The sequence below is a fragment of the Methanobrevibacter thaueri genome (assembly GCF_003111625.1).
Lineage (GTDB): Archaea > Methanobacteriota > Methanobacteria > Methanobacteriales > Methanobacteriaceae > Methanocatella > Methanocatella thaueri.
Genome location: NZ_MZGS01000016.1, coordinates 178,070 through 198,898 on the forward strand (window position 1 = coordinate 178,070; position 20,829 = coordinate 198,898).

The 20,829-nt window shown below is 36.7% G+C and carries 11 protein-coding genes; 6 read left to right on the plus strand and 5 right to left on the minus strand.

All coding sequences use genetic code 11. From position 1 onward, the window contains the following. The first annotated feature begins 98 nt into the window (after window positions 1-98). The 6 genes from MBBTH_RS02890 (at window position 99) to MBBTH_RS02915 (ending at window position 10,675) form a co-directional block, all read left to right on the plus strand. Window positions 99-692 (plus strand): stage II sporulation protein M, encoded by a 594-nt coding sequence (locus MBBTH_RS02890; protein ID WP_116591545.1) that lies wholly within the window; start codon window positions 99-101, stop codon window positions 690-692. Window positions 693-1,014: 322 nt separating this feature from the next. Beyond that, on the plus strand, window positions 1,015-1,338 hold the full coding sequence (locus MBBTH_RS11220) for a histone family protein (protein WP_116591546.1): 324 nt from the start codon (window positions 1,015-1,017) through the stop codon (window positions 1,336-1,338). A gap of 473 nt (window positions 1,339-1,811) precedes the next feature. After that, window positions 1,812-5,672, plus strand: coding sequence for an SAP domain-containing protein (locus MBBTH_RS02900; protein WP_116591547.1), 3,861 nt, complete (start codon window positions 1,812-1,814; stop codon window positions 5,670-5,672). 127 nt (window positions 5,673-5,799) lie between these two features. Then, window positions 5,800-7,791, plus strand: a complete 1,992-nt coding sequence (locus tag MBBTH_RS02905; protein ID WP_116591548.1) for a phage holin family protein — start codon at window positions 5,800-5,802, stop codon at window positions 7,789-7,791. A 191-nt stretch (window positions 7,792-7,982) separates the two neighbouring features. After that, window positions 7,983-8,969: an alpha/beta hydrolase family protein gene (locus MBBTH_RS02910; RefSeq protein WP_116591549.1), complete on the plus strand. Its 987-nt coding sequence runs from the start codon at window positions 7,983-7,985 to the stop codon at window positions 8,967-8,969. Window positions 8,970-9,487: 518 nt separating this feature from the next. Next, window positions 9,488-10,675 (plus strand): AAA family ATPase, encoded by a 1,188-nt coding sequence (locus MBBTH_RS02915; RefSeq protein WP_116591550.1) that lies wholly within the window; start codon window positions 9,488-9,490, stop codon window positions 10,673-10,675. Between the two features lie 468 nt (window positions 10,676-11,143). Here the strand turns inward: MBBTH_RS02915 and MBBTH_RS02920 are convergent, their stop codons facing one another. The 5 genes from MBBTH_RS02920 to MBBTH_RS02940 form a co-directional block, all read right to left on the minus strand. Further along, the gene (locus tag MBBTH_RS02920; RefSeq protein WP_116591551.1) at window positions 11,144-11,335 is read right to left on the minus strand and encodes a hypothetical protein; all 192 of its coding nucleotides are present in this window, start codon (window positions 11,333-11,335) and stop codon (window positions 11,144-11,146) included. Window positions 11,336-11,385: 50 nt separating this feature from the next. Further along, window positions 11,386-12,156 carry a hypothetical protein gene (locus MBBTH_RS02925; protein ID WP_116591552.1) on the minus strand — a complete coding sequence of 257 codons (771 nt, stop codon included), beginning with the start codon at window positions 12,154-12,156 and terminating at the stop codon, window positions 11,386-11,388. Beyond that, a complete protein-coding gene (locus MBBTH_RS10980; protein WP_207773312.1) occupies window positions 12,156-13,346 on the minus strand; it encodes a hypothetical protein in 1,191 nt (396 codons plus the stop codon). Before MBBTH_RS10980 ends, MBBTH_RS02925 begins: the two co-directional genes overlap by 1 nt. A gap of 109 nt (window positions 13,347-13,455) precedes the next feature. Further along, window positions 13,456-18,558, minus strand: coding sequence for an Ig-like domain repeat protein (locus MBBTH_RS02935; RefSeq protein WP_165814012.1), 5,103 nt, complete (start codon window positions 18,556-18,558; stop codon window positions 13,456-13,458). A 107-nt stretch (window positions 18,559-18,665) separates the two neighbouring features. Further along, the gene (locus MBBTH_RS02940; protein WP_116591554.1) at window positions 18,666-20,747 is read right to left on the minus strand and encodes a right-handed parallel beta-helix repeat-containing protein; all 2,082 of its coding nucleotides are present in this window, start codon (window positions 20,745-20,747) and stop codon (window positions 18,666-18,668) included. Window positions 20,748-20,829 lie beyond the last annotated feature (82 nt).

The window sequence follows — 20,829 nt, forward strand, 5'->3', positions numbered from 1 at the left end:
CAAACATAACCTACAAAATGAAGAAAAATCACACAATTTTTTGAAATATCCAAAATCAAGGTAAAAAAATTTTTACTTGATGAAACATAATTAACAATATGAACTTAATTGACAAAGAATTTTTAAATAGAAATAAAAAATTGCTATTAATAGCATTCATAATTGTATTCGGATCATTAATCGTAGGGAGCATTGTGGGATATTTTGAAGCTGGAGACAGCTACGGCGAGATGAGTGAAATGATTGCATTTAGCCATGAACACAATATCAAAACAAATATGAGCATTAGCGAAAATGCCACAAGCGCTTCTGAATATTTTGTCCATAATTTCATGGTAGACATCATTACAATGATTGGAGGAATATTATTTTCAATATTCTCTGTTTGGAATGTATTGTCAAGCAGTTTCATTGCAGGCCATTATATAGGACAGGACTTTGTATTCGGCCTTGTTTCAACACTTCCACATGGAATTATTGAGTATATTGCCACAGTATTTGCCTTAACCATAGCGTTCATCATAACACGCAGAGAAATAAACATCATCAAAACCAGAAGCTTTGACGGTATAAAAACCGATTTGAAAGACATAGTGATTCTATTGGTATTGGACATAATATTTCTGGCAATTGCCGCTTTCATAGAGGCTCATGTTACTCCAGGGATAGTCTCATCAGTGTTTGGAATTTAACTTTATTGTGCAAGAATTCTCCGGCTTCTACAAGCCGGAGAGGTTCAAGATAAGGATTCCGCCCTGATGAAATGACTTTGCAATTAGATTAATGGAAAAAATTGAAAGAAATTTCAATCAACTAACTTTTTGACAGATCAATTTCTTACATATTAATCAGTTACAAATCATTTTGCAAATAAACATTACATGTATTTTCCTAAGTTTATCTGAATATCTTTTTACATCTTTTTTTATTATATGAATAGTTAATTAGGGCAAAGCTTAAATAGTAACATTCTTGATACAATAATATAAAGCTATCATAACGGAGGTGAAAAATATGGCAATTCCTAAGGCTCCTGTTAAAAGGATTATTCAAAATGCTGGTGCTGAAAGAGTAAGTTCTGATGCAGTAGACGCATTAGCTGAATACTTAGAAGAATACGCAGAAGAAGTATCTAAAGATGCAGTTACATATGCAAAATATGCAAAAAGAAAAACTGTAAAAGAAGAAGACGTTTCTTTAGCAGTTAACAGTTCAAAATCTTCTGAATCTCCTGAAGAGGGCAAACATAATATTGTAGATGTGATTAAAGGAGTATTTGATGCCGTTTCAGAAGGACAAGGCATTGAAGACGTCATTAAATCATTTATGAAAAAATAATGACAAGCCAATATGATGATTTTACACGAAATATTAAAACTATACTGATTTAATTTTAAATCATATAGTTTTTATTTCAAATTTTTTTTATTTTTTTATACTGGAATTGGAAAATATCAATGAAATGTTAAAGTTAATGTACATAAAAAGATATATTTATTAAACTGTACAATAATTTTTAAATTTTATAGATTTTAAAAATTTTTTATTAAATATTTTTTTCAATTCAATAATTTTATAAGGTATTACCTATAGATTTGGTCTTTTCTAATAAATTTTTTAATATAATTCCTCAAATTTAAAATCTAAAAATTTTTTCTGAATATTTTTGATAATTTTTAAATAATTTATCAAATTTATAGTAATTTGATTAAATTTTTTAGTAATAAATTAAATTATATTTAAAAAAAATGAAAATATATAAATATAATACATTATATAGTATATCTCATGTATACAATTAGAGGTGAATTATGACTAAAAAAGATAAAACTTCAAAAGTCGATGAAAAACAAACTAATAAAGCATTAACCGCTGAAGAAGTATCTGAAAAATACACCGTTCCAGAATTAAAATCCATTTTAAAAGAAAACGGTTTGAAAGTTTCAGGCAAAAAAGAGGACCTCGTTGAAAGAGTTTTACCTATCTTAAATGAAGATTCAAGTGAAACATCTACCGTCCAAGTTGATGACTTGACCTCTCAAGAAAATGATGACTTATTAAGTCCTGCACTAAGTATGTTTGGAATAGATTATGAGGAATTACCTGTTAAAGACAAAACCATTATGGGAGATAATACTACATTAAAGATTTACGGATTTACTCAAAATGGTTTAAGCATGTCCGATTTTACTATGTCAATGGTAGCTTCTCCAGACATTGATTTGAAAATGAATCTTCCTGAAGTTTCCTATAGTAACTTTGAAGACACCATCTTTACATTCAAAGATCTTGATTTATCTATTTTGATTAAAACAGATTCACAAAGCCTTGAGTTTTCAGCGATTATGGATAGTTTAGATATAATAACTGAATCTTATTATGTTAATTTAAAAGGCCTTAATTTGGGCTTCAAATCCTTACCTGATAACAGCATATGTTTAGATATTGATATAGACAGCTTCATATATCCTGATATTGATGGCACATATATTAACTTCGAGAATCTCAGTCTTAACATATCAATCGGATTGGATGGAGAAATTCTCGGCATAACAACAAATTTACCTAAATTAAATCTTTTAAACAAAAACTATAGGGTAGACCTATCTGATTTAAATCTAAATATCACACTGCCTGATTTAGAATTATCAAATCTTGACTTATCCATATTAATGTCAGATTTCCGTTACACAAACTTTGATGACGTTCATGTAAATATGGATAATGTAAATGTATCAATTGAACCTATAATATCAGATAAGGTAACCGTAATTACCCGTATGGATGCTTTGGATGCAGCGGGCCTAAATTCATTCGATGAATTGTTCCCAATGTTAGATATTAATGAAGTGAACTTTAAAACTCCTACCAATGATTTGGAATCCCCCGTTACCATAACATCCCTTATGCCACTTTTAGATATTTCCAAACTAGGTATGTCCACAATTGCCACTCTTTTAAGTTCAGGATTTGACCTTGACACTTACATGAGCAATCTGCCAGGCCAATTTACTGGCCCTTCATACGGAGGCGCTTTTGATGACCCTAATGCAGAGGCCTCAGGCTTTGACTTAGTCGGCATGTTTGAAAAATGTGATTATTCAGGTTTAGATGCAATTAAGTTTAATTTAACCGGATTGCTTGATTCTGCAGATATTGATTTATCTGACTTCGGCATTGATGCATCAGACTATGACTTCTCTAACATTAGCTTGTCCGAACTTATTGATGGATTAAAAGATTCTGAATTTGTCATGACCGCTATGGGCATACTCGGAAAATTATCCACCATTGACTTTGAAAATCTTGATTTCAATGGTTTAATAAGTGATTTTGATGCAGAAAGCTTTGACATATCCAGTCTATTAGAAAGCCTTAACATATCTAGCTCTGATCTTGCCACTCTTATAGATACATTCAGTAATTTTGGTGACGTATTTAAAAACCTCGATTTATCATGTTTAGGAGCAATCGAACTCAATTTAACAGGATTACTTGATTCACTAGGAATTGACTTATCTGACTTCGGCATTGACACATCAGGATATGACCTATCTGCAATCAGCCTCGCAGAACTCATAGGTCTCTTAAGCAATCTTGAAATTGACATGAACACTATCACAACCCTGTTAAAATTATTCGGTATTGAATTAGATGGCATTGATTTGGATGGATTAATAAGCAGCTTTGATGCAGAAAACTTTGATATATCCAGCTTATTAGAAAGCCTTAACTTATCCAGTTCCGATCTCGCCGATATCATAGAAATGTTCACCAATTCAGACATCGACTTTGCAGGCATGATGGAAAACCTCGATTTATCCTGTTTAGGCGCAATCGAACTCAACTTAACCGGATTAATTATTTCACTAGGAATTGACATATCTGAGCTTGGCATTGACCTATCAGACTATGACCTATCCGCAATCAGCCTCGCAGAACTCATAGGTCTCTTAAGCAATCTTGAAATTGACATGAACCTAATTACATCCCTGTTAAGATTATTAGGCATTGAATTGGACGACCTTGATTTCGATGGCTTAATAAACAGTTTTGATGAAGAAAACTTTGACATGTCCAGCTTATTAGGTAGCCTTAACTTAACTGACTCCGATATTGATGCTATGGTAGACATGTTCACCAAATCAGACATTGACTTTGAGGCTATATTTAAAAACTGCGATTATTCAACTTTAGACGGCATGGTGCTCGATTTAACCGGAGTAGCTGAATCACTAGAGATTGACGTTTCTGAATTTGACGTTGACTTATCTGCAATCACCATCGCAGAACTTGCAGGTATCTTAAGCGATCCTGATTTCGACATGACCGCTATTACATCCAAGTTTGACGCATCCACCTTAGGCAATCTTAAATTGGATGGCCTAGTAAGCAGCTTTGATGAAGAAAACTTTGACATTTCCGGTCTATTAGAAAGCCTTAACCTATCTGGTGTAGACATGTCCGCTATGGTAGACATGTTCAGCAACTCAGACATCGACTTTGCAGGCATATTTGAAAACATCGATTTATCCTGTTTAGGCGCAATCGAACTCAATTTAGGTGGATTAATCGTTTCACTAGGAATTGACATAACTGACCTCGGCATTGACCTGTCAGACTACGACTTAACCGCAATCAGCCTCGCAGAACTCATAGGTATCTTTAGCAATCTTGAAATTGACATGAACCTCATTGCAGCCGTATTAAAATTATTCGGCCTTGAATTGGACGACCTTGATTTCGATGGCTTAATAAGCAGCTTTGATGCAGAAAACTTTGACTTATCCAGCCTATTAGAAAGCATAGACCTTGGTGACCTGGACATTTCCGCTATTGTAGACATGTTCACCAACTCAGACATCGACTTTGCAGGCATATTTGAAAACATCGATTTATCCTGTTTAGGCGCAATCGAACTCAACTTAACCGGATTGATTGAATCAATAGACATGGACTTATCTGAATTAGGCATTGACCTGTCAGACTATGATTTATCTGCAATCAGCCTCGCAGAACTTATAGGTGTCTTTAGTAATCTTGACTTTGACATGAACACTATCTTTATAATGTTAAAGTTATTCGGCATTGAATTAGATGGTCTTGATTTGGATGGCCTAATAAACAGTTTTGACGAAGAAAACTTTGACCTAAACAGTCTATTAGGAAGCATAAACATAGGTGACCTGGACATTTCCGCTATGGTAGACATGTTCACCAACCCTGATATGGACTTTAAAGAGATGTTTGAAAACATCGATTTATCATCTTTAGGTGCAATCGAACTCAACTTAACCAGATTACTTGATTCAGCAGATATTGATTTAGCTGACTTCGGCATTGACACATCAGACTATGATCTATCTGCAATCAGCCTCGCAGAACTTATTGATGCATTAAGCACATCCGAATTTGTCATGACCGTCGATGCAATTATCTCAAAATTAATGGATATGGACTATGATAATCTTGATTTCGATGGCTTAATAAGTAGCTTTGATGCAGAAAACTTTGACATATCCGGCCTATTAGAAAGCCTTAACCTATCCAATTTCGATATTTCTGCTATCTTTGGTAATTTCGATATGAATGGTTTTGATATAGCAGAGATCTTGAACAGCACACTAAGCATGTTCCTTGAGAAAAGTATTCCAGAATCTTCAAATGCTTAGGATAGTGAATTAAACTATAGTCTAATGAATGTTTAGGCATTCAAGGAAAATCAAACAACTAAAAAAAATAATAGTGGAATAATTTTCACTATTATTCTATTATTTTTTAAAGAATAGGGGAAACAGTATGAGAGATGTTGATGAACTTAAAAAAACCCCTGGACTTTCATTGAAAAGATATCTGATTTTGTTCATTGCAAATTTAATCGGATTGTATTTAATTAGTTTTGGATTGGATTTTACCGTTACCAACTTAAACCGTGTTGTTGTATTCATATTTTTCATCAGTATTTTCAATGCAGTATTATGGCCACTTATAACAAGGATATATATGCCATTTATGGTTTGGACTTTTGGAATTGGTAGTCTGATTTTAAATGGAGGAATATTCGCTTTTTTCGGACCATATTTTGGTTTAAATATTAACGGATTGGGAATAATTCTCGCACCATTGACCATAGCCCTTATTACAATCATCCTCTCCACCATATTGGGACTCGATGACGATGGAGCATTTTACCAGGCAACGCTGAGAGAGGCTCAAAGGAAAAGAAAAGAGGACATTAAGGATTATCCTGGCGTGATAATCGTGGAGATTGATGGACTTGCCTATGACGTCTTATGTGAAGCTATCGACAGGGGAGTAATGCCGACCGTCAAGCAAATGTTAGACAGCAAAACCCATACCCTTAAGAAATGGGAAACAGATTTGTCTTCACAGACAGGAGCAAGCCAAGCTGGAATCCTACATGGGAACAATGAAAACATCACCGCTTTTAGATGGATTGAAAAAGAAAATGATAATCAGGTAATGCAGTGTTCAGGAGTTTCAAAAGTCAAAATCCTTGAAGAAAGAATATCAAATGGAAATGGATTGCTTGTTGAAAATGGAGCGAGCAGATCCAACCTATTTTCAGGAGATACAGACAATGTGATTTTCACCTTCAGCAAAATAACAGATTTGAGAAAACTGTATAACGGAGCATGGTATTCAATCTTTTCAAATCCAAGCGATTTCGCACGTATAGTGGTACTGCTTATTGAAGACATGATTCATGAAATATATTCCCAGTTGAAACACAGGCTATTAAACATCCAACCAAGGATTTCACGAGGAATCGCATATATTCCAACAAGAGCCGGAACCAATGTATTCATGAGGGAAATCAACACCAAAACACTGATTGGAGATATGATGATTGGAGAAATTGATGTTGCATATTCCACCTATTTGGGTTATGATGAGATTGCTCACCATTCAGGAGTTAGGGATGAGGATGTATGGTTTGCCCTTAAAGGAATGGATAAACAGATAAAACATTTAGTTGATGGAAACAAATACTCTCCAAGAGAATATCAATTCGTGATACAGTCAGACCATGGCCAAACCAATGGGGCTACATTCAAACAGAGATACGGCGAGTCATTCGAAGACTTTGTCAAATCACTGCTTCCTATGGACATTAACATGTATGCCAAAATGTCTTCAAACGAGGACCATTTTGCGGAAGTCTACATACCGTTTTCCGACAAGGTCAATTTCATTAAAAATAGAAACAAAGAAGAAGATGAAGAAAAACTGATGTCAGACTCCGAAGTTATAGTTCTCGGATCTGGAAATCTTGCATTGGTCTATCTAACCAAATGGAGCCACAGACTGACATATGAGGAAATCAATGAAATGTTTCCAGAGCTGATTGATGAAATCGTAAATAATGAATATGTAGGATTCATTTTAGTTCACTCCTCACAAAAAGGTGACATGGCAATTGGTAAAAATGGAACATATTACTTAGATAATGATGAAATAGAAGGGGAAGATCCTCTTGAAGGATTCGGAGACAACATTGCTCAACATTTAAAAAGAAGCAGCTCATTTAAATACACTCCAGATATTCTAGTCAACAGCTTTTATGATGCCGAAAAGGATGAGGTCTGTGCCTTTGAAGAGCTGGTCGGAAGCCACGGTGGAGCTGGAGGAAGTCAATCAGAACCGTTTATATTATATCCTTCAGACTGGAATGTTCCGGATGAGGAAATTGTAGGTGCGGAGAACATCTACAAGATTCTGAAATCAAATTTAAACAATATTAAAGAAAGCAGCAAAATTGATAAGTGATAATTGAAAATGATTTTTCTCACTGAAAATTAGGAAATACTATCCTTATCAATTTTCCAATTTTTTAATCATCATCATAATTTTGAAAAAAATATAATTGAAAAATTATTGAACAAACATATAAAATATATTCTTAATATGAATAATTACATAATTATTTAAATATTAATATCAAATATATTAATGAGAACATGATTATTGAGGATTCAAAGTTAGGATATAGAAAACATGTTTTGGACGAGTTTGAATTTGAAAACGGTCAGACTCTTCAAGATGTTGAGGTGGAATATACAACCCGAGGAACACCAAAATATGATGAAGAAGGCAATATTGTCAATGCAATTGTCTATTGCCATAGATTCAATGGAAATTGCTTATCAATTGAAGATTTGAATCAACTACTTGGCCCTAGAAGCATGTTAGCAGATTTTAACTTTTTTTACATATCAATCACTTCATTAGGATATCCTGAATCATGTTCACCTTCTAAAACTAATTTAAAATTTGATTTTCCAAAATACACAATTAGGGATTGCGTGAATTTTAAAAGAAAATTTCTATCTGACGTATTTAATATAAGCAAGGTCCTTGGCATTTTGGGTGTTGGAGTGGGAGGTTATGAAGCCTTTACCTGGGGATGTGAATATCCTGATGAAATGGAATTTTTAATTATAGGCAGCAGTTCTTTTAAAACGGATGGTTATCGCTACATTTTTTCCAAAGCCCTAAGCAATTTAATTGAGTCATCCGATGCATATCTGGATACTGTTTATAGTGAACATTTATCTAGAATGATGTTTTCAATCAATTCATTAATTTATACCCAATATTTTTCCAAAAGAGCATTTCAAAAGTTTACTCGAGAAGAACTTGAAATGCTTATGGATGCTTTTATTGAGGAAGGCTTCAATGAAGACATCTATGATTTCAAATTTAGAAATGACGCCACATTAAATTATGATATTGAGGATAAATTATCCAATATTAAAGCGAAAACATTGATTGTCAGCGCTTCTGAAGATATTTATTATTCTCCCGAATTTGACGTAGAACCTCTCAAAGGCAAGATTGAAAACCTAGAAATATTTATTTTTGATGCCCAGGAATTTGTTTACAAGTATGACAATTCACTATTTGTAGATCTGTTTAGAGAATTTTTAGAAGAATTTAAAAAATAGACTGATCTTGAACCTCTCCGACCTAAAAGAGGTCGGAGTATTCTTTCACTTATTTGATAAAAATCTAAAAGGAAATTAGTTATCCTCTATTGATTACATATTCTATATTATAAACCTACATATTATATGGCATTTATCCGAGAGCATTTGAAAATTAATCGCATCACCCCCCACATAAAAAAAAATATAGACACTAACCCACTAAAATGTGCAATTCATCCCCCGGCTTAAAGAAGCCGGAGAATTCTTGCACAATAAAGTTAAATGAAAATTAGAAATAAATTTCAAACCAATACAATTCAAAATATAAAGTAAGTGTTTTAAAAGTCATTACCCCCCCCAATCAAATTGTATCAAAAATATATTCACTTCATCCATTTGAAGTTGAAATTTATTCTTCATTTTTTTATAGTACTTCATTTATTTGAAGTAATATTTTTAACTATATCTAAATGAAGTACTTCAAATTGTTAAAGTATATATTTTATAAAATATATAATTAATATCAGGTGTTTAAAATGAGTATTGTACCTTTACATATTCCAATAAACGAAATTGATAAATATTTTTACAACAGAAAAGAAGACATTAAAAAAATTGAATACTACTTAAACTCTTTAGAATTGGGAATTTCTCAATCATTACTTATCAAAGGCGTAAGAGGAGTAGGAAAAACTTTTTTACTTCAAAAAATAAAACAGGACTCTAAAGAAAATTTCATAGTTTCTTATGTTGATGTTTCAAGAATTGTTGGAAAGGACGATACCCAGCTAAAAGCACAATCCGTTTTATTGGAACTCTTGGACGAAATGAACAATTCAATCTACGAAAAATTAAATGACAATAACAAAATAACTTTCCTTTTAAAAAATTTAATTGACAAATTAAAACTTAAAGACTACAGTTTTTCAAAAGGAACACATATCTCAGAAATACCAATACCTGCAACAGATGACAACTATAAAAAAATAAGCAAATTCGTAATGGAATATCCTCAAAAAGTTGTAGAAAGCATTGATAGTATCGATGGATTTATAATAATCCTTGATGAATTTCAAATGCTTAAAAAATTAAGAAAACCTGAAGATTTCTTCTGGATGCTAAGAAGTTACAGTCAATTTCAATCAAATGTAAGTTATGTAATGACCGGATCAATTTCCCAAACATCAGACATGATAGAAATGTTAAACGGTGCAACCGGTGCATTTGGAGGAAGAATGATACAAATAAATATTGACCCATTTACAAAACAAGAAACAGAATCCTATTTTGAAGAAAGATTTCCTGAAATAGAATTCACACAAGAAGGATTTGACCGCTTTTACGAATACACAAAAGGAATTCCAATGTACATTAACAGTTTTTACAATGCATTATCATCCCATGAAACATATGATGAAAACTCAATCGATTACATATTCCTCAATAATATGGATCAGATTCTTGTAATGTGGATTAGAATATGGGGTACATTAAACAATTACGAAAAAAATATAATCTGTACAATGTTAAATCAGGTACACATTACTTGGTCAGAGTTGGAAAAGAATTTGGACATGGCTCCAGCCACTTTAAATAAATACATTAAAACATTACAAGATAAAGGAATAATAAACTATTATGACGGAAAATATTCTCTTGAAGATTTAATGCTTGAAACCTGGTTAAATCATGAAAAAGAGCGTACAGGAGTTTATCCCTATTAAATAAGTGATTAAATAATTATTCATCATTAAAACATTAATTTAAAATTCATGTAAATTTAAAATAGTTTTTGTTGCATATCAATATAGCTAGGCTCGTTAACCTCTTTTATAACATCACCTTCATTAACATGACCAATCAGCAAGGGTGAATCCGGATTATGCAACTTTTGGTTCCTTTTGACCAGCTTCATGTTGCTGTTGGCGTAACGCACTTTAAATTATCTACTACTTTTAGTGAAATTTGTTCTATACTATACGAACAAAATGATTAAAAAGTAAATGAATTATCTACTACTTTTTAGCGAGATCTGTTGTAATGTAACTAACAAATATTTGTAATTAAATGCTCTCGCTACAATCCAATATAATGAAAAAAAATATAAAAGTAATAATAATTTTTTGTATTACATTTACAATCAAAAATAGTTTATCTTAAGAGTTATTACCTGAGATTTTTGTTTTGAAGTTTTATTCATCCATTTTGTCAAGTTCTTTTTGTAAGTCATGGATTTGCATTTCTTTGTACAACCTTTCAAACTTTCCTACTTCAATGAGATAAGCTGAAACTTCAAGAGCATCCCTATAGGTATAATTAGACTCTTTAATAATTTGCTTTTTGTCTTCATCCATGTATGATGAAGTATTATTAACATTAGCCATAGCTATTACAACCCATATATAATAATTAATATAATATTTTATTATTTCTTTTATATAAAATATACTTTTTCATCCTCACTGCAACCATCCCATTCCATGTAGAGCTTGTTGTCCTCCCACACAAATCTGACATCATTGACAATGGCCACGTCAGGAAGCTCACAATAAGTGACACCGTCATTGTCCTTGACATAATTGGCCTGCGCCATGATGTTTGACTCCGTCGGCACGATCATGTTGACGACATGAGTTATCTCATCCTGCTCGAAGGAACAGTCAGCAAGATCAATGCAGTTCTGAGATTCAGGATACATTTCGATTTCAGACATCTGCCGATAGACTCTGATGTATTCAACATCCTCATTTTCCGTTAAGTTAACGATTGATAACAGTCTTAGGTCATGACCTTCAACGGGATTGCACTCACCATCCTTGTCAATGTAGATTCTGGTGTTTGGAAGAATTTCCTTTGGCGCCGGCCTTTTCAGTTTCAGCCTGAAAACATCACCAAGAACAGCAACGGTGACAAGTATTAATCCGGATGTTTTTACCTGAACCTTGCCCAAAAGATATCCGAAAGCCAGTTCACCTTCCTTGGCTTTTCTGACTATCGTATGCTGCATTGTTGAGGATTCATCAAGCGTTACCATTTCACCGACTGCACATCTATTGGCTGAAATCCATGCCGTATGTTCATCATTGACATAGGTCCTTTCGCCTTCATCCAGAAGGCAGGCAACAACATCCATTTTCTCTGTGTGTTCAAGGCCTGTCGGATGTCCACGGCCATGAGCGACTGTTTCATCATAATCGATTATCATTAGAACACCCAATCCCAATCTCTGTTGATTATTTTATCCGGAATGTGAAGTCCCGTATCTTCCATGTTCTCGTCATTGGCATCCCACAGTAACGTGCCGCCTTTGTAGGCCTTTGGATATTCGTGACTTCCCTTGTATAATCGGATTCCAGTTTTTGATTTCTTTTCCGTTACTGTTATCTGCGGAATTGCATTAGCTCCAAGTATCGGTGATGGAAATATCAAAAGCCACTTCAGGTCAACGTAGTTGTATTCCTCGAATTCATCTGTCAAAAACCATTGGGGTGCAATTTCCACTTCATGGTAGCTATTGTCATAGATTTTGGTCGGATTGTTCCTGTCAAATCCTTCCAGATAATCTGAGTCACTGCTGAAACCTTTTGATATTCTTCCATGGAAATGGTATTGCTTATAATTGCCTTGACTATCCACATCAGAAGCATAGGCATCATTTGAATTAACCTGCACTAAAGTTTCCGTACCTTTAAACATCAGGTAGGATTTCTGGCCGTCCCAGTTGAGTGATGTGACTTTTCTGTCAATCTGATAAGTTGTGAGATTATAGTCCATCTGCATCATGCTTGTTCCGCCTGTTGATCCATGATATGTGGCATTGTCATTGGTGGTGATACAGCCGCCGATTCTTTTGAATCTCGCTACAGTGACACGATTGTTTGATAAACTGCTTCCTGAAGCTATTTTGGTAAATAGTGAGGTTGGAGAACTTCCATCGATGCTTGGAACGTATCTTGCCCTTAGGAATTTTCCGCCATCTGTTGAGTCATTGTTGATGCTTAATCCTGAGTAGCTCATGAAAAAGTCTGAGTATAAATCATGGTTTGCATCAAACATCAGCACCTCACCGCCTATTGTTAAAGTGCTTGAAAATACAGTTGACTTGTCATGGACTTCCAACAATAGCCTGGTTGATGCTGAGACTTTGGAAACGGGAATTCTTACAAGTATTGCTGCACTTTGAGATTCATAGCCGGGAAGGTAGAGTGCCTTGCATTCTGTTCTGTCCCATGTTTTGATCTTTAGGTTTTTCAGGTCATTTCTGAATAAAGCTGAATAGGAACTGTCATCCAGTGAATCCAAAAGGATATAATCATAGCTGGATGAATAGCTGCCGCTTCTTTGAGTGTAATTGTTAATTGTAACATTAATTTGTAATTCTTCCTGCAATGTCATATACAATAATTTATTATTTATTTTATATAAATAATATAATAAAAAAAGTAATAAAATTAAAAGGGGCAATGCAGGAATTGCAGAAAAAATAGTGAAAGGTCAAATAATATTATTTAACCCTTATAGTCTTTTTCACACTGTCTTTAAGATATGTAACCCTGTAAGTGTATTTCTTGCCTTTCTTGAGCTTTTTCAGGACATTCTTCTTGATTGTGAATGTTGCAACGCCCTTCTTGTTGGTTTTTGCTTTGTATTTTTTACCCTTGAACTTCAAGGTAATCTTCTTTCCTTTAAGGTACTTGCCGTTGACCTTCTTAAGAGTGACCCTGATTTTAAGTTTTTTGGCGGTCTTTTTGACCTTCATGTTTTTAGCTTTAACGATGCTTTTGACAGTGATCTTATTGGTTTTGGTAACTCCGCCATAGCTTGTGCTCACCTTATAGGTTCCAGGCTTGAGATTAACCCTGAATGAGGCATATCCTTTAGCGTCTGTAACTCCTGTGTAGGTCTTGCCGTTCACCTTGAAGGTGACCTTTTCTCCTGCACCGGTGATGTTTCCGTCAGCAGTGTATGCCCTCACCTTAAACAGCTTATTTTGTGTGTATGATTGTGTAAGGTCTTTATTTTCCATAATGCGGTCATAAACAAATATGGAGTTGATTGCATACTCGCCTGTAACCGGATTTATTGCCATTATAAGATAATAGCCCGGATTCAGGTTGATGTTCACCCTAGAAATACCGTTAGGCAATGTGGATGCAGTAAATGACTGATCACCGATAATGTATGTTACCAGAGCGTTTGAAAGCGCACGCCCCTTGGAGTCCAGGAATATCGCAAAGTACTGTGAAGATGTACCGAACTGCTTTACGACATCAATACCATTGACAGTTGACATTACAGTCACCGAAACGGTGGCGTTTGAAGAGATATACTTCTGTGAGCCGGCATATGAAACGGATATGGTATGGTTTCCGACATTATAATCGGCATCAACATAGACCTTACCCTCATCGTCTGTTGTGAGATTTATCCTGCCGTTTACTGTGATTACCTGATTTGCCAACGGATTAAGGTTGGAATCAGTCAATGTGACTTCCAATTTGGATGCATCACCATAGTACTTGGTCATGTTTTTGACCTTCAGGATTACGTCAAGATGTTCAGCGACCTTAAATTTGCCATCATACGTTGCAGGATTGTATGTAAAGTTACCTTCATACCTTGCCTGGAAATCATAGTCGCCGACTGCCATCCTTCCCACATACAGTGTTCCGGTACCGTTTCTGACATTGACAGTGTATGTCCTTGAGTTGATTGTGACTGTGACAGTGTCGGTCAAGCCCTCACCTGCAGCGGTTGTGAGCCTCACATTTACCGCAACCCTCTCGGAGGATATCACATCAGGTATCCTGACCACCAGCCTGGTTTTCACCTGTGAAATGTTGAAGTCATAGCTTGCACTTACCGGATTGTAATTGTTGTCCCCACGATACTCAGCCTTTATTGTATAAGAACCTGTACCTAAAGGTGAGATGTACCATAATGCAATGGCATCATCAATCTCCTTGTTTCTTGAAGTGTAATAGCCAGGCATGCTGAATGACACATAACCAGTTGCATTAGGACTCAGATAAGCGTAAATCAGAATGTTTTCGTCAAGAATAGGAGTGGTGACTATCCTCAATTCACAGTCAGCCTTGAAGACCCTGATGTATGTTGAACCGGCTGATGAGATATAGCGGGCGTCACCTCCATATGATGCGGTGACATTGTACGCTCCGGCATCAAGACCTGTGATGTTGATTTCACCGACACCGTTTTCAAGACTTAATGTCTTTGTGATCTTTCCGACAGTAACTGTGACATTTCCTGTTGCGTTTTCACTAACGGTTACTTTGACATGCAGTGCATTGCCATATATTATGTTGGAAGTTGATATTTTAACGTCAGTTCTCAAGTCCTTGATGTAGAATGTATCGTTCAGTGATTTCCCATTGTAGTTGCCGTCACCGCCGTAGATGATTTTAATCTCATGCCCCGCTCCTGAAATGTTTAAAACCTCAAGAACTGCAGTGCTGTTGATTACCTGTTTTGCCGTTTCATTTCCATCAAGAATGAATGTGACCTCACCTGTTGCATTAGGGGAGAGATGAACAGTGATGATTGCGTCCTCACCTGCAATCACATTGCTTATGTCAAAACTCAAAGCGGAGTCGGCCCTGCTGACGGTGAAGCTTGAGGATTTGGCAGCTGAGCTGAAATGCTCATTTGTATAGAATGCCCTTAAAGTGTAGCTTCCCGCATTCAATGAATCTGTAGTAAATATTGCCTCGCCGTCAGTGATATTTACAACAACAGACAATTTTCCGTCAATAGTGAAGTTGACACAACCTGTGACGTTCCTGTCAAAGACTGCCTTAAATGTAGTGTTTTCACCATAAACCACATCAGAAGCAGTCACATTGAAATCTATTCTTTTTACTGTGACATTGTTTGTTACTGTCTCATTCTTATATGATGCGCTTATGGAGTAGTTTCCAGGAGCCAGATTAAGATTGAAGAATGCATAACCGTTGTCGTTGGTTGTGACATTGTAATCATTTCCGTTGAAGCTTACTGTGACTGTCCTTAAAGGAAGCGGAACGCCATTTATTTCAATCAAACGGACTGAATAATTGAAATCATTGTGCTCGTATCCCTCAACATCTCCGCTCATCATTATGAACTCATCGGCAACACCAATGGTAGTGTTCCAGTCAGACTCTGCCCAGTATCCGTCTCCAGGATAGTAGACATATATGTAGTTGGTTCCCTTGTCAAATGCCACATGGAAGTTGGCCTCGCCGTTGTTAAGCGGCAGATGATATTTCTTGTAGTTGATGTAGACCTCAATTTCGCCTGTGCAGTTTCTTGCATTGGTCTTAACATTGATGTTACCTGTCAAGGTATTTTCATCATAATCCACCTTCACAGTAAGGCTTGAAGGGGTCTTGAGGACACTGAAGCTGCCTGTAGCGGTTGCAGGAGCGTACTTGTCGTCACCCCTATATGTCAGCTTAAGATTGTACTTTCCTGCCTGGAGGTTAGGTATTGTGATGTCTGTTGTTTTGTTTTCAAGGAATATCTCATAGTCGTTTCCGTTGATGTTCAATATCGCATAACCGGAAAAGCCGTCCGGGGAGATTGCAATTGAGATTGTCTGAGTCTGTCCCAATTTGATGTCCGGAGAGGTAATGTTGAATGCGGTCTCATACCTTTTGACCTTCAAAACCTCAGTGACGCTTCCCGCCTTGAAGTAAAGGTTTTCCATATAGTCCACAGTAACGTTGTACTCGCCCTCAGCGAAGTATCCCAAATCGATTGTGACCGGTCTTGAGGCGTAGAGATATATTATCTTGCGCTTGCCGTTGAATGAGATTGTTGCTGTCGAATCTGAGCCTTCAGGGGAGAGGGAAATTGTTGCCCTTCCCTGCTGGTCGAAGTAAACCTCAGGAATTGTCAGATTGATGGACACCATGCGCTTGCTTACTGTCACCTTTGAGGCATAGTATGACCTGAAGTAATTCTCAGAGCCGTTATACATCACCATGACGTCATAGGTTCCAGGAGTCAAGTCGTTTATATTGAAATTCCCGTGGCCGTTTACAAGAGTGATATTGTAGGTCCTCTCGCCTATGCTTATGAAGACAGGCGCATCATCGCCGACAACCTCAATCTCGAATTTCAAATCATCCATATATGTGATGTTTTTCTCAAATTCGACACTCATTATTGACTTCATCTTGCCCACATCGACATCAACGATTCTTGTGAAATCATAAAAAGTCACGTTGACCCTGTAAAGGCCCTTGGAGCTAGTGTCTGCATAGGTGTATGTGATGTCATCCCTGAAATCGAATGGTGTTTCATTTATCTTTAGTGCTGCACTTGGAATCAGTGCCGGATTGAAGCCTATGACTGATGCCCAATTGACTTTGATGTCAACGCTTTGATTTATTTCCAAAGGGGCATATTCAGGTGTGATGTTGAGAATCAGCCATGAGTGGATTTCATCCCTGATGTTGAATGATGATGTGGAATAGGGATCATCGTTTGAGCCCCACCAGTTGTTGTCTAAGTGAATGTCTCCGACGCTGTTTAGGTAGACATCCTTGTAGATTCCCTCAAAAGGCTTGTTGTCCAGAAACAGGTTATGTGTCAGGTTCAAATCACCGACACTGTATATTGTCGGTGAACCACGGCTCGGAACGGTATATAATCCTGTGTTGTTTCTGAAGATGTTGGAGTGACCGTTCAAGCGTCCGCTGTTATATACTGCACCGTAGACATACTGGAAGCTTGCCTTGGCGATTGTGTTGTTTTCAACGATTGAATTGATTAAGGTCAAGTCCCCTGCATTGTATATGGCAGAGCCTCTTGACTCACCTGCTGATTTTGAATTGGCTATTGTTGTGCCTGTGATTTCGGCGCTTCCATAGTTTGCAATGAATCCGCCGAATGAGAAATCGTCATTATCGGATTTTAGAAACTCAGAATCGGTGATAGACATTGTTCCGTTGTTGTAGATTGCACCACCATATGAGAAGAGCCCTGATGTGGAATGTGCGATGTTGGATATGAATCTGGAATCTGTAATGGTCAAATCGCCATTGTTTGATATTGCACCGCCGTAGGTATACTTGTTGTTGGTGCTGTAGGTTAACTGGTTATTTTCAAAGGCACAGTTATCAATCAACACCTGTGCGTTTCTTATTTCTACAGCTGAACCGTAGACAGGGTCGGGGTAGTTTATCGCATATGATTCTGGAGACTTGTAGGCGTTGATGAATCTGATGTTTTTGAATGTGACCTTGGCGTTTCCTGTGACTGTGAAGAGGTAATTTGTGTTTTCACCGTCAATTACTGTATCACTGGAACCTATGATATCAATTGACTTGTCTATTGTGATTCTGGTGTTTTTGGAGCCTGAATACACGCCGTCGCTCAAATGTATTTCGGTGCCGTTATCAGACATCTCAACCGCCTTTCCAATTGACTTTACCGGAACACCCTCAATGTTTGCATCGTCACCGTTTACTGTATCGACATCTATCACACTTGGATTGTCGGCAAGTAAAGTTTCGTTTTCGTTTGCGCTGACCGCTGAAAGCAAAATCAGACTTGCAAAAGCCAATATGATTATTACCAATATCTTATTGTTTAAGTTCACATTATTACCTCTAAAACAGAAATTCATCAATTATGTTTTAATATATGTAATTGGTAATTATATAAAAATATCGAAAAAAAGAAGTTTTTAATCCCAAAGGATTGGGATTAGTTTGAATTTGAATTTTTACGCCTATACCCGATTATCAAAAGAATCAATGTTGCGATAACATAGAATATTGAAGGTATAAACTCGTTTTTGTTAATGTCTTCGATTTCAAATGCCTTTTTGGCCACACTTGAAGATCCGCCGCTTGAAACGGCTTCACCGGCCAATGAATTCAGACCAGTATCTGACGGGGTTGCATCAGTGCTGTTGGACCTTGCATAGGAGCTTGCACCATTGACATTGTTGGTGTTCGCATTCGAGTCGCTTCCAGGAACGTTTGAGTTCTGGTTTCCGTTGAAAGACCTTTCACCGGTATTTTGAGAATTGCTCCTCTCCTGAGGATTGGTGCTTACCGGAAGCAGCTCCCCTTCGCTGTATGTTCCATGATGTTCACTTGAGCCCGGTATGAGCGGATTATAGGTGCGTCTCTCATTGCTTATCGGATTGATGGATCTTCCGTCAATCACATTGGAGACGTGACGATTATTAGTAGGGTTTGTGTAAGTGTACCTGCCGTTTTCCTCATTGACATTATTGTTGTAGATGTTTGCATAATAGTCAAACGCCCTTATGACCTGATTGTTCTGGAAGTTGACTCCATTGTGATTGGCAATGTTGCCGTATCCGAAACCGTCATAGCCGTTTTTTGCATTCTGGTTATATGAAACCAGGAGATTGTTTGAAACGGTTGAGTCATTAGAGCTCAACAGGTAAACGGACTTGAAACCGTCACTGAAAACGGTGTTGTTCTGGATTGAATACCTGTGCTCGCCGTCTGTTGACTGGCGATAGCTTACACCATATATGTTGTCGTCAGCGCCCACTGCACCTACACTGTGAACCTCTATAATATTGTTTTCAACGACTGAATTTGAATCCTGAGTCTCAACACCTGCAACCAGTGCCCATTCATGAGTTCCCGCAAGCCCTGTGACGTTTATGCGGTTGTATGTAATGGACAGTTCGGTTCCGCCGTAATAGTTCTGGGAATAAACCCCGATGTTCGGTCCGTTGGAGAATGAATACAGGCTGTTGCGTGTAATGTTGACTCCACTGATCGGACCTGAAATCTGAATCGGATAAGCGGTACCTGCAGACAATCTTCCGCCGGTGGTGATTATGCTTATGTCATTTCCCCGTACAGTCAGATTATTCAAATTATAGATATCGATACCGTATAAATAATTGTCAAGACCAGGATATGTGACAAAATCGCTCATCATTATATTGTTGTTTTCAATGAGGGAATTGTTACATTTGCTGATCAGCAAACCATCCAAAGTAGGGTGAGGGGAATCCTGACGGAAGTTCACCTCTGAAATGACAGTGTTGTTGATGAATTTTAGATAATTGCAGTTCTCAACACCAACGCTCAGGACAAAATCGGAATCGAGGGTTGTCCCGTGAGCGCCGTGGTTCACGTCCTTTAAAGGAAGTGATGTAACAATCGTGTTGTTCTCCATGACCGCATAATCATAGTTTATAACCTTGATTGCGCAGTTGTAGACGTTTCGATTGTTGTTGTGGCCTTCAAAGTTTATCCTTGAATTTGTGATTCTCAGGTTTCTTGAATGCTCGGCATTGCCGATACCGTAAAAGGCATATGCCTCACGGTTGAGCTCGGCAACATAATCGATGTCAAGATTGTCAAAAACCAGACCGTCACCGTCAAATATTATAGCCGCCCCATCATTATAGCTTAAATCAGAATCTAAATCAAACTTGAGATTGGCCAACGTTACATTATCTCCGGAAACGTCAAAGACAGTGTTTTTCAAAACAGCACCGTCACCCTTTATGGTGACATTGCTTGCCTTTATTGACAGTTTGGCCAGATTGTTGAAATCCCCTTCAAAGACAAAGATCTTGTCGTTGAATTCAGTTCCCAGGACGTTGTCCTTGAAATACTCGTCAATGTTGTACTCCTCGACGTAAATCGTATCATTGACAACCAGGTCCGGCTTGTCGGGAGCTGAAGGAATGGCTGGTGCTTCCAGAACGCTTGTATCATTATGCGTTTCCAAGATGTCACTGGCATTAGTATCGCTTGCATGAACAAAAGACAATGTAAACATTAACAAAATTAATCCGAAGATTAATTTATATCTGATTCCTATCACCTCCCAAATTAATAATTGAATAAGATTTAATTTCACATAAATC

Bases quoted from the DNA above. Each gene is read 5' to 3' on its own strand.
- MBBTH_RS02890 (WP_116591545.1), top strand. From the start codon at position 99: ATGAACTTAATTGACAAAGAATTTTTAAATAGAAATAAAAAATTGCTA.
- MBBTH_RS11220 (WP_116591546.1), top strand. From the start codon at position 1,015: ATGGCAATTCCTAAGGCTCCTGTTAAAAGGATTATTCAAAATGCTGGT.
- MBBTH_RS02900 (WP_116591547.1), top strand. From the start codon at position 1,812: ATGACTAAAAAAGATAAAACTTCAAAAGTCGATGAAAAACAAACTAAT.
- MBBTH_RS02905 (WP_116591548.1), top strand. From the start codon at position 5,800: ATGAGAGATGTTGATGAACTTAAAAAAACCCCTGGACTTTCATTGAAA.
- MBBTH_RS02910 (WP_116591549.1), top strand. From the start codon at position 7,983: ATGATTATTGAGGATTCAAAGTTAGGATATAGAAAACATGTTTTGGAC.
- MBBTH_RS02915 (WP_116591550.1), top strand. From the start codon at position 9,488: ATGAGTATTGTACCTTTACATATTCCAATAAACGAAATTGATAAATAT.
- MBBTH_RS02920 (WP_116591551.1), bottom strand. From the start codon at position 11,335: ATGGCTAATGTTAATAATACTTCATCATACATGGATGAAGACAAAAAG.
- MBBTH_RS02925 (WP_116591552.1), bottom strand. From the start codon at position 12,156: ATGATAATCGATTATGATGAAACAGTCGCTCATGGCCGTGGACATCCG.
- MBBTH_RS10980 (WP_207773312.1), bottom strand. From the start codon at position 13,346: ATGACATTGCAGGAAGAATTACAAATTAATGTTACAATTAACAATTAC.